This is a genomic window from Enorma phocaeensis, assembly GCF_900186505.1.
In the GTDB taxonomy this organism is placed as follows: Bacteria; Actinomycetota; Coriobacteriia; order Coriobacteriales; family Coriobacteriaceae; genus Enorma; species Enorma phocaeensis.
Map to the genome: position 1 here is coordinate 603105 of NZ_LT891969.1, position 16100 is coordinate 619204.

Annotated in this window: 11 protein-coding genes and 1 tRNA gene; 3 read left to right on the forward strand and 9 right to left on the reverse strand. The window is 62.6% G+C overall.

Annotation, left to right across the window (positions count from 1 at the left end):
* Positions 1-5: 5 nt before the first annotated feature.
* From tig to C1717_RS05670, 5 genes are all read right to left on the reverse strand, one after another.
* Positions 6-1319 carry a trigger factor gene (tig, locus tag C1717_RS05650; RefSeq protein ID WP_180965853.1) on the reverse strand — a complete coding sequence of 438 codons (1314 nt, stop codon included), beginning with the start codon at positions 1317-1319 and terminating at the stop codon, positions 6-8.
* A gap of 114 nt (positions 1320-1433) precedes the next feature.
* Positions 1434-1517, reverse strand: a tRNA-Leu gene (locus C1717_RS05655).
* A gap of 66 nt (positions 1518-1583) precedes the next feature.
* Positions 1584-2249: a metallophosphoesterase family protein gene (locus C1717_RS05660; RefSeq protein WP_102372215.1), complete on the reverse strand. Its 666-nt coding sequence runs from the start codon at positions 2247-2249 to the stop codon at positions 1584-1586.
* Positions 2246-4204 carry a BMP family ABC transporter substrate-binding protein gene (locus tag C1717_RS05665; RefSeq protein WP_102372216.1) on the reverse strand — a complete coding sequence of 653 codons (1959 nt, stop codon included), beginning with the start codon at positions 4202-4204 and terminating at the stop codon, positions 2246-2248. Before C1717_RS05665 ends, C1717_RS05660 begins: the two co-directional genes overlap by 4 nt.
* A 106-nt stretch (positions 4205-4310) precedes the next feature.
* Positions 4311-6506, reverse strand: coding sequence for an alpha-galactosidase (locus tag C1717_RS05670; RefSeq protein ID WP_102372217.1), 2196 nt, complete (start codon positions 6504-6506; stop codon positions 4311-4313).
* A gap of 404 nt (positions 6507-6910) precedes the next feature.
* Here C1717_RS05670 and C1717_RS05680 point away from each other — a divergent pair, with 404 nt between their 5' ends.
* The 3 genes from C1717_RS05680 (at position 6911) to C1717_RS05690 (ending at position 11318) form a co-directional block, all read left to right on the forward strand.
* Positions 6911-7975: a LacI family DNA-binding transcriptional regulator gene (locus tag C1717_RS05680; protein ID WP_102372219.1), complete on the forward strand. Its 1065-nt coding sequence runs from the start codon at positions 6911-6913 to the stop codon at positions 7973-7975.
* An 18-nt stretch (positions 7976-7993) separates the two neighbouring features.
* The gene (malQ, locus tag C1717_RS05685; protein ID WP_102372220.1) at positions 7994-9547 is read left to right on the forward strand and encodes a 4-alpha-glucanotransferase; all 1554 of its coding nucleotides are present in this window, start codon (positions 7994-7996) and stop codon (positions 9545-9547) included.
* A gap of 67 nt (positions 9548-9614) precedes the next feature.
* Entirely contained in the window at positions 9615-11318 is a 1704-nt protein-coding gene (locus C1717_RS05690) for a glycoside hydrolase family 13 protein (RefSeq protein ID WP_102372221.1), read from the forward strand.
* A gap of 331 nt (positions 11319-11649) precedes the next feature.
* On the opposite strand, the gene C1717_RS05695 is transcribed toward C1717_RS05690, so the two are convergent.
* The 4 genes from C1717_RS05695 to C1717_RS05710 are packed head-to-tail and all read right to left on the reverse strand — an operon-like array spanning position 11650 to position 15821.
* Positions 11650-12498 (reverse strand): carbohydrate ABC transporter permease, encoded by an 849-nt coding sequence (locus C1717_RS05695; RefSeq protein WP_102372222.1) that lies wholly within the window; start codon positions 12496-12498, stop codon positions 11650-11652.
* The gene (locus C1717_RS05700) at positions 12498-13367 is read right to left on the reverse strand and encodes a carbohydrate ABC transporter permease (protein ID WP_102372223.1); all 870 of its coding nucleotides are present in this window, start codon (positions 13365-13367) and stop codon (positions 12498-12500) included. Before C1717_RS05700 ends, C1717_RS05695 begins: the two co-directional genes overlap by 1 nt.
* 12 nt (positions 13368-13379) lie before the next feature.
* Positions 13380-14693, reverse strand: coding sequence for an ABC transporter substrate-binding protein (locus tag C1717_RS05705; RefSeq protein WP_102372224.1), 1314 nt, complete (start codon positions 14691-14693; stop codon positions 13380-13382).
* 18 nt (positions 14694-14711) lie between these two features.
* Positions 14712-15821 (reverse strand): ABC transporter ATP-binding protein, encoded by a 1110-nt coding sequence (locus C1717_RS05710; protein WP_102372225.1) that lies wholly within the window; start codon positions 15819-15821, stop codon positions 14712-14714.
* Between the last annotated feature and the right edge of the window lie 279 nt (positions 15822-16100).

A 16100-nucleotide genomic window follows, 5' to 3' on the forward strand; every position in this document is an offset into this window, starting at 1 on the left:
TTTGCCTACTCGGCGTCGCCCTCGGGAGCCTCGTCGGTCTTGGCGGTCTGATCGACCTCGGTGACCTGGGCGTTCTCCACGAGCCAGTCGCAAGCCTTGGAGCGGCGGATGGAGTCGCGCACGGCGGGCATGCGGCCCTCCGCGATGAAGCTCGCCTTGGAGGCCTCGGCATCCTCGACGCCGGCGTTCTCGAACTCCTTGTCGACGTCCTCCTCGGTGACCTCGATCTCGAGGTGACGCGCGAGCGCGTCGAGGGCGAGCGACTCACGGGCGACGTCATCGGCCTGATGATGCAGGTCGGCGATGAACTGCTCGGAGGTGATGCGGTTGGCCTGCAGCCACTGGTCGAGGTTCATGCCGCGCGCGGCGATGTTCTGCAGGAAGGTCTGACCGAGCTCCTTGAAGACGGTCTCGGCGTAATCGGCGTCGACCTCCTCGAGCTCGAGGCGCTCGGCGAGCGCGGCAACGGCGCGGTTCTCCTTGAGACCGGGGAGCTGCGCCTTCTTGTCCTGGTCGATCTCGATCTTCACGGCATCGCGCATGGCGGCGATATCGTCGAAGCCGAAGGCGTCCTTGGCGAGCTCGTCGGTAAGCTCGGGCACGACGCGGGTCTTGAGGCTGGTGACGGTGACCTCGACGGTCTTCTCCTCGGCATCGTCGCCCTCGGGCGTCCAGGAGATCTCCTTGGTCTCGTCCTTCTTCATGCCGCGAATGCCCTCGTCGACGGCCTCCGGTACGCTACCGGAGCCCACCATGACGTAGCGGCTCTCGGAGGCAAGGTCCTCGGCGTTCTTGACGTCCTTGATGGCGAGGGTCACGAAGTCATCCTGCTCGATGCCGCGGTCCTCGACATCCTCGAAGCGCGCCTGGTAACCCAAAAGCATCTCGATTTGGGCGTCGATCTCGGACTCGGTGACCTCCGCGGGCGGCATCTCGATGGAAACGGCATCGTAGGAGGAGAGCTCGGCGGAGGGGCGGAGCTTGAAATCGACCTTGTAGACGTAGTCCTCATGGTCCTTGACCATGTCGAGGTCGTCCTGATAGTGCGGGTCGGAGACCGGGACGATGTCGAGCTCGTTCAGAACGGCCGCCTCGTTAGCAGCGATGACATCGTTGGTGGCCTGAGCATGCGCGAAACCCTTGCCCAGCATGTTGTCGATAACGGGGCGCGGGGCCTTGCCCGGACGGAAGCCGGGGAAGCGGTACTTCTTGGCGCAGTCGCGGTAGGCCTGCTTGATCGCGGCGTCGACGTCGGCCGCGGGAATGGTGACCGTGGCGGTAAGCTGCTGGTTCTCGACGTCAGAAGCGGTGATGTTCAACGTTCCTCCTCTTGCATGCCCGGCGGATCCTCGGGTGCCGGGTACCCTTTTATCCAGATTATGGCGAGCAACCGCCCCGTGCGCACGCGACGGGCCCGGTAATCGCGGGTGCGTTGGTGCGGGCGAAAGGACTCGAACCTTCACGGGAATCCCACTGGAACCTAAATCCAGCGCGTCTACCAATTCCGCCACGCCCGCACAAGGCGCACAGCTCTAGCATGATAGCAGATAATCCCTGCGTGCAAACGGGGCGCAGCATATTCATCACCCAACCAACCCGCCGCGTGCCACACGGCGCACGATAAGCGCACAATCCGCGGCTTCGACGCCGGGAGCGTCCGGCACCTCGAAGATACGCGACCCGCAGGCGTTGAGGATGCGCGTTCCGGAAGGATGCCTGCCCGTTCGCGCGATGCGACCGTATTCCCGGTGCACATGGCCGTGGACCATCGTATGCGGTTTCAAGACCTCCAGGCAGGTGTTGAATGCCTCGAAGCCCTGATGCGGCAAGTCGGGAAGGTCGTTGTACCCGCGCGCGGGCGCATGGGTCACCATGACGTCGATTCCGCCCGTCATGCGCGCGACGAGCGAGAGCTTCGTCGACCGCCAGCGCATCTCCTGCTCCGTGTAGCCGTATATGCGGCTGTTGTAGCGGATGGAGCCGCCGAGCCCCATGAAGCGCACCCCGCGGTAGCGCGCGATGCATCCATCGATGTTGACGCATCCCTCAGGTGCATGGCGAGCATAGGCGGTATCGTGGTTGCCGGCAACATAGAGAAGCGGGATGTTAGCAAGGGTAACGATATGCTCGAGATAGGATGCAGGGAGGTCGCCGCACGAGATGATGAGCTCCACGCCCTCCATGCGGTCGCGGTCGTAGTGGGTGGTGAGCCAGGACTCCTCCACATCGGAGACCGCAAGGATCCTCATGCGAGCGTCCCTTTGTGCGGGAGCGTCGCGATGTCGACGGGGATGAGCCCGCTTACCTCGACTTTCTCCAGCCCCTCCTCGGAGAGCTCCCGTTGCTCGGGCAGGCGGCCGACCACGTTGGCATTGAGCCAGCTCATGCGCACGATCTCCTCGCTCGAGAGACGTCCCTCCTGAGCCCCCTTCACCGGACCATCCTGGCTCACGAGTTCACCTGCGAAGGGATCGATGCGACGCGTGAGCACCGACTGCCGGAGCACCTCGATGAGCGCCCGCTGCCCGTAGGGAAGCCGGTCCATGAGCTCGACGTCGAGCACGCCCGATGACATGCCCCACCAGTAATTGAGTGCGAGACCCGAAAGCTCGCTCTGCTCCTTGTGCCATGTCTCGTTTCGGATGGACTGAACGATGAGCTGGTAGTAGCGACCCCATTTAAGCACGGGCTCGGCGAGATGGACGGTGGTCCCATCGTCCTCCACGCGGTAGAGCCCCCATGCTTCCTCCGGATCGGCCGGATCGGGGTAGTCGCGTGCCGAGACGATCCGAACATCATCCTCGGCGAGCTCGCGCTTCCAATCGTAGTCTTTCGCCGAGAACCACTTGAGGTAGACGGTCACGAGCGGATCGACCATGGCGGCGCCGATGGCGAAGGCGTTGATCTCGGACACGCTGCCGAAAACCGGGGTCTCGGCGACGTAACCGACCTTATGGTTCTCCGCCATGCTCGCAGCAAGCGCGCCGAGCAGGAACTTCGCCTCGTATAGGCGGATGCTGAAGGTGCGCACCGCGCTATGCGAGAGGCTCACCGAGCAGTTGATGAACGCGCATTCCGGATGCGCCACCGCGGAGCGCAGGCAATCGCGCATCTGGGTGGGCGCGATGGTCACGATGAGATCGGAACCCTCGGCCAAGGCGTCATCAACCGCGTGGTCAAAATCCTCCCCATCCACGCAATCCGTATAGGCGCTGGTCGAGATCGTTGCCCCCAGCTGACGCTCGAGTTCGAAGCGCCCCTTCTCATGCATGGCCGTCCAGCCGTCGGTCAGCGGATTCCCACCGTAGATGAACGATGCTCGGAACGGCTTCGCGCGAACCGCCTCGCGGTACAGGTTCTTGAGCTCGGGGATGATGGCAGCACGACTCGAGCGCGGATCCTCCAGATAGGCGACCTTGCCACCGTCGCGCTTGACGACGAACTCGCCCCACATGCGCTCGACTTGCCGGTCGACCTCGCTCGGCAGCGCGCGCACCGCCACGTCATAACCGAAGACGCCGAGGTAGGTGAGGAAGGCCTCCCCCGCCGTGAGCCCCAAGCGCTCGCCCCCGCGCTTGCGGAAGGCGCCGAGGAACGTCTCGAACGCGGAGCGGAAATCGCGCACGACCTCTTGCGGCCAAGCATGCTCGAGGTCTTGTCCCGCAAACGCCGCCAACCGCACGTAATCGCCTTCGCGGGTGAACACGATCCCGTAGACGGGCGCGACGTTGAAGAACCGCATGAACTCCTGGTAGATGCGATAGGTCTCGGTATCGGAAGGCATGGGAACCACGCGCGTGACGGATGCGAGGATCGTCGGCTGCTCCAGATACCGCAAAACGGAGACCCGCTTGTTGCCTTCCTGCACGTAGAAGCGCTGCAGGAACTCGTACACGATGATGGGGTCGCGGATGCCCTCGGCACGCTGGGAGTCGATGAGGTCGCTCCACTTCATCGCGAACTCGGAGCCGACCTCGGGCAGGGGCATGAAGTTCGTTGCGAAGGTGTTCTGGCGCCCGCGCGTGCGCGTGCCCGCGATGAGGTCGATATCGATCTCCATCGTACCTATGGGGACTTCACCTTGATACCCCTCACCCTTCAAGATGTCGTCAAGGGCGGGCAGATACGGGTAGCGTCCCGCGGAAACGTCCGTCTGAAGCTGTTTATGGCCGAGCTTGCGCGCGCGGCGATAGTCATCGAGCATCTCCCCACCTCATTCGTTTCGCGATCCGGCGTCACAGCCGGCAGCACTCCATCGAACAGCACGCGCCCGGCAAACCCGCAGGCATACGGTGCGCGACCATCTCCCGTTAGGCGTCGACGCGCTCGAAGCGATACATCACCGCAGCATTCGCATCGAGCCCCACCGGCAGGGGGAATCCGGCATCCATGAGGGCATCGGCAGGATATACCACGCCCGTATCCAGATTGCGATAGAACGCCCCCGGGGTGAGCCCTCTCGGAACGACGTAGTTCGCCACACCGTACCCGTTAACCGTGAGCAGCACGGCGCTCACCACGGCCTCGGACCCGTCCTCGGCAACGTACTCCCATGCGCTCACGGCATCGGACAGGGGTGAGCTCAGCCGGTAGAAGAGGCCCTCGCGCACCAGGCCCTCGATCTCGTGGAAGCGCTTCACCTGTTCGCGAATGTGCTCGCAGGCGCGCTCGGGCAATTTGAGCAGATCGAGTTCGTAGCCGAAACCGCCTCCCTGCATGGCGACGACGCCGCGCGTCGTGATGGGCGTCTCGCGCCCATTGACCTCGTTGGGGCACGCCGAGACGTGCGCGCCCATAGCGGACGCAGGAAACCCGAACGAGGTGCCGTACTGGATGGTCAGGCGATTGATGGCATCGGTGTTGTCGCTCGTCCAGATCTGCGGCGTGTAGTAGAGCATGCCGGCATCGAACCTGCCGCCGCCCGCAGAGCAGCCCTCGAAGAGAATCCGGGGATAGCGCTGAACAAGGCGCTCGAGTAGATCGTATAGACCAAGCATGTAATCGTAGAGGACCTTGCCCTGATCGCTCGATGCGCGGGAGTAGGTGTCCACGATGCTGCGGTTGTAGTCCCACTTCACGTATTCGATGTTAGCCTGGTCGAGCACAGCGCAGAGCTGCTCGTAGAGGTTGTCGCGCACCTCCTTGCGCGACAGGTCGAGCACGAGCTGGTCGCGGCCGAGCACGGGACCCTTACCCGGCACGGCGAGCACCCAGTCGGGATGCTCGCGGTACAGCTCGCTATCCTCGCTCACCATCTCGGGCTCCACCCAGATGCCGAACTTGAGCCCCAGAGCGTTCACGCGGTCGACGAGCTCTTTCAGGGTGCCGCCCAGCTTCCCCTCGTTCACCGTCCAGTCGCCGAGCGCCCGGAAATCATCGCGCCGGGTGGAGAACCAGCCATCGTCCATGACGAGCATCTCGATTCCCAGGCTCGCGGCCTGCTCCGCGAGGCGCACCAGGCTCTCGCCCGTGAAATCGAAATAGAAGGCCTCCCAGCTGTTGAGCAGCACCGGGCGCGAACGGTCGCGCCACGTGCCGCGGCAAACGTGCTTGCGGATGCAGCGATGGAAGTTCTGGGAGACGCGCTCGATGCCCGCATTGGAGTAGGTCATGATGACCTCGGGCGCGACCAGCTGCTCACCTGGGGCGAGCGGATAGGAGAAGCGGTCGTCGGAGAGGCCCATCTGCATGCGCGTCTGGTTGTACTGCTCGCACGTGACCTCGGCCTCGAACCCACCGCTGTAGACGAAGTTCATGCCCCAGGCGCGACCCGTGGATTCCGTTGCCTGCTCATCGCAGAGCACCATCACCGGACTGTACTGGTTGGAAGACATGCCGCGACGACTTCCCACCGAGAAGGTCCCATGGCCGACGTGGTGGCGATCCGGCGTTCGCTCCATGGCATGACGTCCATAGAAGGTGATCACGTCGTACTCGCCGTGCACGAAGTCGAGACAGGCCGTCTGGGCTCGGTCGACCGTTACGACGCCGGTTCCCTCGTTCTTGATGATCGCGGCGCGCGTGATGATGTCGATCTCGGGGAGCACGCCGTACAAAAGCTCGACGGTGATGCCCACGCGCTCGTCGGCAAGGCGGATGACGAGCGTCTCGGCTCCATCCGACTCGTCATCGCTGTAAACCGCAGGAAGCCCCGGAAGACTATACTTACCAGGGCGAATCTCGTGATCGCGGTAGCGCAGGTCGCAGCCGAACGCACCACGGTCGTCTCGAACCGCCAGCAGGGGGCTCCTCATGTCGCCCGCACCCTGGAAGGGGTACTCCTGAGGAAGCACGTCAAGCGAGTACGTACGGTCATGCACGTCGTAGGGGCAGCCGCACATTCCGCTGCGATCGGCGTAGGTCACCAAATAGGCCATGTAGCCGTCTGTGCGCGCCCCGTAATACAGATGCAGCAAAAAGCCGTAAGGATCGGCCTGCATCTGGTACGTCGAGTTCTTGGTATTGATGGTGAAGATCTTTGTCTCTTCGTCAACGAAGATCGGCATGACCCCTCCCTTTACTTGATGCTCACGGACGCAGGCGCCCAAGGGGAGACAGCCGCTGCCGCCACCCGAAAGACACCTAGATCAAGCAGGCAAAATCCCGCCTGCTGCATTATAAACGCGCACACCACGCAACAAAATGCGGTACCAGCCATCACAAGCTTAGCAAACTTGCCAACGCCGACGAGGCTCGACGTTCGACGGAGCACCGAGATCAACCTGACAGGGAGGTCGGCGGGGCGTGAAGAATCGACAGCTCGTGGAACCGCGAACCTCCCGAGCTGCCCGAAATGTGACGATATTGTGACCATACTATGGAACCGTTTTCATGCCATATTTCTCCACTTAAGTTTGCCTATAGTACATGTTTGTGGAACCGTTTCCACACCACTGTTCCAAGGAGGGCTATGAACATCAGGGACATCGCGGAGCGTGCCGGCTACGGCGTCAGCACGGTCTCGCGCGTCATCAACGGCCAATCCAACGTGAGCGACCAAGCCCGCGAGCGCATTCTCGCCGTGATGGATGCTTGCGGCTACGAGCCCAACAGCAACGCTCGCTATCTCAAGATGCGTTCGCCCTCCCCCGTCGCCGCCTTCGTCATGGGAACGAACAACCGGTTATTCGGCGACATCCTCGCCCGCATACAGGCGCGATTCTGGGACCTCGGCGAGGAGGTCGCCGTCACGCACCTTGAAGACGATGCCAACGAGGTTCAGTTCGCTATCAACTACCAGCAGGCGCGCCACCCCAAGGCAATGCTGTTCCTCGGTGGCGAGCGCACCTACTTCCGCGAGGCGTTCGGCCAGATTTCGGTACCGAGCGTGCTTGTGACCAATACCGCAGAGGGCCTAGGCTTCGAAAATCTCTCGAGCGTCACGATCGATAACGAGGCGGCTGCCGCGCACGCAATCGATTACCTCTATGCCGCCGGTCATCGTCGCATCGGCATCCTCGGCGGTACGCGCTCCCCCGAGCAGATCGGCGGACGTCGTCTCGAGGGCGCCGAGAGCGCGCTCATGGCTCACGGCATCGTCTTCAATCGCGATCAGGACTATGAGCCCTGCGACTTCACCGAGGAGGCTGGCTATCGTGCCATCGGGAGGCTCCTCTGGCGCTCTACGGACCTCACCGCTGTGCTCGCGCTCGGAGACGTCATCGCCTTCGGTGCCATTCGCGCCATCTACGACCGAGGAGGCAGCGTCCCTGGCACCATTTCTATCATGGGCTTCGACGGTACCGCGCTCTCGCGCTACTCGGTTCCCCGCATCACCACCGTGCGACAGGATACCGACGCCCTTGCGAACCGCAGCGTGGACCTTCTCCTTCAGGGCATGCAAGGACAGGCGCACGCCCTGCACGAACTTGCCCCCTTTGACATCCTCGAGCAAGAGAGCGTCGGCGCGCCCAACACCAGCGGTGTCGCGAACCTTCTAGCCGCCGCTCACGACTCGCACCGGTTGAATCGCTAGAAGAAGGGAACCGTCCTCATGAGAAGTGCCGGAATCCTCATGCCCATCACCGCGCTTCCCTCGCCGTGGGGCGTGGGCACCATGGGTGCGGAAGCGCGCTCGTTCATCGATTTCCTCACAGAGGCGGGTGTGGAGGTCTGGCAGGTCCTGCCCATCGTGCCCACCAGCTTTGGTGATTCGCCCTATCAATCGTTCTCAACCTATGCGGGTAACCCCTACCTCATCGACCTCGACGACCTTGCCGCCGAGGGCCTTCTCGACCGCGCGGAGTATACTGGTCGCACCTGGAGCTCCCTCCCCGACCGCGTCGACTACGGCGCGCTGTACGAAGCGCGCTTCGATGTGCTCGCCTGCGCCACGCAGCGACTTGCCGAGATGCACCCCGACGAACTCCGCGCCTTCTGCAAGCGCGAGGCGGCCTGGCTGGACGACTACGCCCTCTTCATGGCGCTCAAGGAAGCCCACGGCGGCGCCTCGTGGAACACCTGGGAGGCAGCGCTCCGTCATCGCCAGCCTGTCGAGCTCGCCCGCGCGCGCATGGAGCTCTCAGAGCGGATACGCTTCTGGCAGGCGGTCCAGTGCCTGTTCTTCCGCCAGTGGGAGAGCCTGCGCATCTACGCTAGGACCGCGGGCATTCGCATCATGGGCGATCTCCCCTTCTACGTGGCCCTCGACAGCGCCGACGTCTGGGCTCATCCCGAACAGTTCCAGCTCGATGAAGAGCTGCGCCCAACCGAGATCGCCGGCGTTCCCCCCGACGGATTCTCGGCCATCGGGCAGATCTGGGGGAATCCGCTCTTTGCCTGGGATCGCATGAAGGCGGACGGCTACACCTGGTGGATTGACCGGATCTCGTTCCAGCTGCGTCTGTACGACATCCTGCGCATCGACCACTTCCGCGGCTTCGACTCCTACTTCGCCATTCCCACCGGGGCGACCACGGCCGCAGGCGGACGTTGGCGGAAGGGCCCCGGCAAAGCGCTCTTCCAAGCACTGAAGTGCACCGTCGGCGACGTGAGTATCGTGGCGGAAGACCTCGGCTACCTCACGCCATCGGTGCGCCAGCTCCTCGACGACACGGGATTCCCCGGCATGAAGGTGCTCGAGTTCGCCTTCGACACACGCGACTCCGAAGCAGGCGACGAGACCTACCTCCCGTACGCGTATCCCGAAAACAGCGTGGCCTATGTGGGCACCCACGACAACGACACTGCGCTTGGATGGCTCGTCAATGCGCCTGCGCCCGACGTTCGCACAGCTCGCGAATACCTCCACCTCGATGACCGCGAGGGCGAGGGCTGGGGCATGATGCGCGGCATCTGGGCAAGCGCTGCGAAGCTCGCCGTCGTGCAGATGCAGGACGTGCTGGAACTCGGCAGCGAGGCGCGCATCAACACCCCCTCGACCCTTGGAGACAACTGGACCTGGCGAGCGCTCCCTGGCTTCGCGAGCGCACCGCTAGCAGCGCGCCTGCGCCACCAGCTCCATCTCTATCACCGCATTCCCGCCGAACATATGCACACGGCAACCCTCGCGAACGATACCGCATCATCCACGAGCAGGGAGGACTGACATGGACCTCGAATCCAAGCAATTGGGTTAGCTAGGGCATGCACCCGACAATTGAAAGGAGCTTCTCATGACCAACGCACATGCTGATTGGTGGAAGCAGGCGGTGGTGTACCAGGTGTACCCGCGCAGCTTCTACGATGCCAACGGGGACGGCCTGGGCGACATCGCGGGCATCACGGCAAAGATCGACTACCTTGCCACACTTGGCGTCGACGCCATCTGGCTCTCGCCCTTCTACCCCTCCCCTCTTATCGATGGTGGTTACGATGTAGCAGACTACCGCGACGTCGACCCGCGCCTGGGAACGCTCGACGACTTCGACGAGATGGCTGCCGCCGCCCATGCCGCCGGCATGAAGGTCGTCGTGGACATCGTGCCCAACCACACGTCCACCGAGCATGAATGGTTCCGCGCGGCGCTCGCTGCGGGCCCCGGTTCCCCGGAGCGCGACCGCTACATCTTCCGACCGGGCCAAGGCGAGCACGGGGAGCTGCCTCCCAACGGCTGGAAGTCGACCTTCGGCGGCCCTGCCTGGGAGCCGGTGGGCGACGGCGAATGGTACCTGCATCTATTCGCCGTGGAGCAGGCCGACCTCAACTGGAAGAATCCCGAGGTCCACGAGGACTTCAAGAAGACGCTGCGCTTCTGGAGCGACCGCGGCGCCGACGGCTTCCGCATCGACGTGGCGCACGCCCTCGCCAAGGATCTCGACAGCCGCCCGCTTGAGGATTGGCCCGACGACCCCGGTCAATCGAGCCTCGCACAAAGCGGCGACGATGACGAGAACCCCCTCTGGGATCGCCCAGAGGTCCACGACATCTATCGCGAGTGGCGCCAGGTGTTCAACGAGTACGAGCCCGCGCGTTTTGCAGTCGGCGAAGCATGGGTGGCACCCGAGCACCAGTGGATGTACGCCTCCACCGACGAGCTCGGCCAGGTCTTCAACTTCGAATTCGCCAAGAAGAACTGGTTCGCGGCAGACTTCCGCCTCGCCATCGAGGAAGGCCTCGATGCGGCCGAGCGCTCGAAGTCTACGACCACGTGGGTGCTCTCGAACCACGATGTCCCGCGCCATGCTACCCGGTTCGCTCTTCCGCAGGTGCCCTCGAGCACGCATCACCAGATCGCGACCGACTGGCTGCTGCGCGACGGCACGACCTACTACGAAGATCGCGAGGCGGGCACCCGACGCTCACGTGCAGCGCTCCTCATGGAGCTTGGTCTCCCGGGATCGGTCTACCTCTATCAGGGCGAGGAGCTCGGCCTCTTCGAGGTTGCCGACATCCCGTGGGGGGCGCTCGAGGATCCTCAGGCACAGATGACCGCCCATGGCGATGCCATCAAGGGCCGCGACGGCTGCCGCGTGCCGCTGCCATGGACATCGCTCGATGCGACGGGAGGTTTCGGATTCTCGGGCCCCGCAGACCATGCAGCGCCGCACCTTCCGCAACCGGCATGGTTCTCCCAGTTCGCTGTCGAGGTTGAGGAAGGCGACGAGGCTTCGATGCTCAGCTTCTATCGCGCCGCCCTTGCGCTTCGCCGCTCGCTGATCGTGCCCACGGGTGACACCTCGCTCGCATGGGACGAAGCCAACACCGGAGATGTGCTTGCCTACCAGCGCCCCCTCGCAGACGGACGCACGCTCGTAAGCGTGACGAACTTCAGTGCGTCGCCCGTGGAGCTGCCCGCTGGCGAGGTACTCATCGCCTCCGCCGAACTCGTCGACGGCAAGCTCCCCCGGGATGCTTCCGCTTGGATCGCCTTCGCCTAAAGGAACGCTCTCGATACACCGCACGCTGGCAACAATTTGCCAGAGGCACCCCAACCGGGCCGCGAGCCGCCATCTGAACGGCTCGCGGCCCTGTCTTGTCATCGAGCGCTGAAAAACCCCAAGCTGAAAACCGCGTGCGCTTTTGACACATCCTGAAGCCTTTCTTGGTCCAGATCTGTGTAAAAAGCGCACGAGGTTTTTTGAGTCGGAGCCGAGCGCTTGAAGCGTGCCGAATGCTCGGCGCCAGACGCTACCCGAGCTAGCGTAAAACGCGCCCGCAGCTCCGAGAAGCTGCGGGCGCGCTGCATGAAGCGTGCGAGTCTATGGTCGGCTACTTCACGGCACCGTTGGTGACGCCGCCGATGATCTGCTTCTGCGCCACGATGTAGAAGATGATCATGGGCAGCATAGCGAGCAGGTACGACGCGAAGGCGAGCGGGTAGTCTGTGCCGAACGCCGTCTGGAAGCTCATCTGGGCGAGCGGCAGCGTGTAGACGCCCGAGCCGCCCATGATGACGAGCGGGGTCATGACGTCATTCCAGACCGCGAGCCCCGTCAGGATCGCCACGGTGGCGTGCATGGGCTTCATGATCGGGAAGATGACCTTCCAATACGTCGTCCACGTGCTCGCACCGTCGACGCGGGCCGCCTCCTCGAGCGCCACAGGGATGTTCCGCAGGTAGCCCGTATAGAGCATGATGTTCATGGGCATGTAGAACACGATGTAGAGCAGCATGACACCAACCATGTTGTCGAGATGCATGATGGCGGTCTGCTTGACGAGCGGCATCATGAGGATGGCGAACGGCACGTACATGCCTGCGATGATGAACAGATACGACAACTTGAAGGCGCGACGTTCCATATTGCGCCCGATCGCGTAGGCAGCGAGCGAGTGCACGAGGATGGAGACGACCACCGCCACAACGGTGATGATAAGCGAGTTCATAAATGAGCTGAAGAACTGCGTCTTCTCCATGGCCTCGGCGAAGTTGGCGAGGTCCCACGTAGCGGGCAGCGAGAAGATATCGAGGCCCGTGGGCATGGATTTGGAGACCGCGATGCGCACCGTCATATACAGCGGGAACACGATGACGACGAGCGCGACGAGGATGAGGCCCACGGTCACGGGCCAGTTCGCCCGTTCCTTGACCTTGGCGCCGAATGCGTCCTTTGCCATTAGAGTTGCTCCTCTCTACTGCTCAGGAAATTCGTCTGGATGATCGAGATGGCCGCGATGAGCACGAAGAAGATCACGGCGTTGGCGCACTGGAAGCCGAACTGGCCGCCGGCGAGGCCGTTGTTGTAGATGAGGAAGGAAATGGACTCGGTGGATTGTGACGGGCCGCCCGAGGTCATGGCGACGATCTGGTCGAAGACCATGAGCATGTCCTTCATCACGAGCACCATGTTCGTGGTGATCGAGGGCATGATGAGCGGCAGCGTGATGTAGCGGAACTTGTTCCAGCCGGTCGCGCCGTCGAGCGCGCCCGCCTCATAGACGTCCTCGGGCACCGAGGAGAGGCCGGTGATGTAGATGATCGTCGTCTGGGCGCAGCCCTGCCATACGAGCACGACGACGATGGCGATCCAGGCGAGATCGGGCGAGGCAAGAATGGACTCGGTGCCGGTCATTGCCGGGATGATCCAGGTGAACAGGTAGCTGAACACGTAGCCCACAACGAGCGCGCCCAGGATCTTCGGAACGAAGAACAGGCCGCGCAGGGCGCTCTTGAAGCGAATCTTGCTCGAGAGCGCGATGGCGAGCATAAGGCTCACCACGTTCGTGAAGATCGTGGCGACCACGGCCACCTTGAACGTAAAGAGATACGAGTTCAGGACGCGCGTGTCGGTGAACAGGTCGGCGTAGTTGAGCAGACCCACGATGTTGAAGGCTCCGTAGCCCTTCGAATCGGTGAAGCTGTAGAACACACCGGTGATGAGCGGGAACGTATTGAACGCCACGAACAGGATCAGCACGGGGATGAGGATCGCGTAGAACGTCTTCATCCGAGCCGAGCCGACTTTGCTCTTGGTAAGACTTGCCATGTCATCTCCCCCTTACTGTTGGCTCTCGTATTCCTGGACCTTGCGGATGACGGCGCGGTTGTAGCGCAGCCAGTCGGTATCGAACTTCTCGAGGAAGGCGGCGATGGCGGTGTCGTCGTCGCGCTCGTCCAGAAGCATCGTCTGCAGCTGGGCGTCGACGGCCATGGCGGACTGGTAGGAGTGGTCGAGGTAGTCGAGCACCCGACCCTCGTCCAGAAACTCCTGGATTCCGTCGAAGAGCGAGTCGAGCTCGAAGTCGCCCTCGACGCAGGGGATGGCGCGCTGGTCGGAGATGTAGGTCTGCAGGTTCTCGCGGTCGGCGAGGTAATCCAGAACCTCGTAGACCGCTTCCTTGTGCTGGCACGCCGCCGATACGCACCACTGCAGGTCGACACCGGAGACCACGATGCGGTCGGCGGGGTCGTCTGCTGAGGGCATGGCGAACATGCCGACGTTGACGTCGGGATTGCCCGTCAGGATCTGCGGAACGGCGAACGAACCGCAGGGGTACATGGCGCTCTTGCCGTTCGCGAAGCTCGTGCAAGCGTCGTTGTAGCTCGCGGCGAAGGGACCGGGCTCACCGGGCAGGCAGGTCTGGCTGTACTGGAGCATCTGGCGCATGCGGCGCGCGGGCTCGCCGTACCAGTCGGCGAACTTCGCCTGGCCGGCGTTCACCTGGCGCGCGAGGTCCTGGGGCACCATGTTCACCGTGATGGAATTCCACGGCGAGAGAATCGTCCAGGTATCGAGGTAGCCGAGGTAGAACGGGGCGACCTCACCCTCGCCCTTGATGGTCTCGCAGAGCTCGATGAGCTCGTCCCACGTCTGGGGGATGGGCCAGCCCTTCTCCTCGAACATGTCGACGTTGTAGAGCATGCCCGCAGCGTTCGCGACGTAGGGCACGCCGTAGATGCCGTCCATGGGAACGTAGGTCACGCTCTCGAGGATGTTGCGGTATGCCTCCTGGACGTTCGCCATGCCTTCGTAGTCGGAGACGTCAGCCAGAATCTCGGAATCGACGAAACTCGCGTAGTCCGCATCGCCGCCGATACCGATGACATCCGGGTAGTTCTCGCGCACGAAACGCGTCTTCATGATCGTCACGGCATCGGCCGGGCTATCGATCTTGAGCACGACGTCGTCGTGCGAGGCGTTGAAATCGGCCTGAATCTGGTCAAAGAGCGCCTTGGCCTCCTGCTTGTAGGAGACGAACTCGACTTGGACCCTGCCGTCGGCCGTCTCGCTCGCGCAGCCCGCGAAGAGGAGCGCCGAGGCAGCGCCCAGCCCTCCCAGAAGCGTGCGGCGCGTGATGGGCTTGTTCAGCATATCTGCTCCCCTCGCGTGCTAGTGGACCACGGCCTGCTCGGTCTCCTTATCGAAGACATGGAGCTTGTCCATGTCGAAGGCGACCTTGATGCGGCTGCCGGTGCGGGCGGGGTTGGTCGCGGAAACGTGCGCGGAGACAGAGCCACCGTCCACATCGCCGTAGATCATAGCCTCGGAACCCAGGAGCTCGTAGACCGTGACCGTGGCATCGATGGGCTCGGAGAGGTTCTTGCCGTCCGCATGCTCATGCTCCTCGATGACGTCCTCGGGGCGGATGCCCGCGATGACGACCTTCCCCACGTAGGGCTTGAGCGCCGCCGCCTTGGCGTCGGGCACGGTGATGGTGTTCGCGCCGAAGGTGAGGGTGACCTTGCCGGCGCTCTCCCCCACCGTGGCGTCGATGAAGTTCATCTGAGGCGACCCGATGAAGCCGGCGACGAACAGGTTGCAGGGCTCGCTATAGAGCTTAGACGGGGTGTCGACCTGCTGCATCACGCCGTCCTTCATAACGACGATGCGGGTTCCGAGCGTCATGGCCTCGGTCTGGTCGTGCGTGACGTAGATGATCGTTGCGCCTAGGCGGTCATGGAGCTTCGAGATCTCGGCGCGCATCTGCACGCGGAGCTTGGCATCGAGGTTGGAGAGCGGCTCGTCCATGAGGTAGACCTTGGGGTTGCGGACGATGGCGCGTCCCATGGCGACGCGCTGGCGCTGGCCACCGGAAAGCGCGGACGGCTTACGGTCGAGCAGCTTCTCGAGATCGAGAATGCGCGCCGCCTCGTGAACCGCCTTGTCGATATCTGCCTGGGGAACCTTACGGAGCTTCAACGGGAAAGCCATGTTATCGAAGACCGTCATGTGCGGGTAGAGCGCGTAGGTCTGGAAGACCATGGCGATGTCGCGGTCGGCCGGCTCGACATCGTTCACGACCCTCCCGTCGATCTTCAGCGTTCCCGAGGTGATATCCTCCAAGCCGGCGATCATGCGCAGGGTGGTGGATTTACCGCAACCCGACGGACCGACGAAGATGATGAATTCCTTGTCCTCGATCTCGAGGTTGAAATCCTTCACCCCCTCATAGCCATTTGGATACGTCTTGCCAATGTGTTCGAGCGAAAGTCCAGCCATCCAACGACCCCTTCCATCCCAAGTCTTTGCTTTGTACATGGCGACAGACAAAGCGTTCCATGTAGCATGGTAAAAAAATATCATTTTGCTAGGAAGTCCATCTATTTCGGTATATATATTATCACTATTATTGTTCTCCCAGTTATTTTGCTATATTTACTGGAATAACATTTCGTAAGCAATCGTTAAGTGGTAGTAAAAGCATACTTGAACGGCATCACAACATTTCAGAAACAACAGCAACATTGCAGGTCATCTATCTATTCTTGCTATATCCGT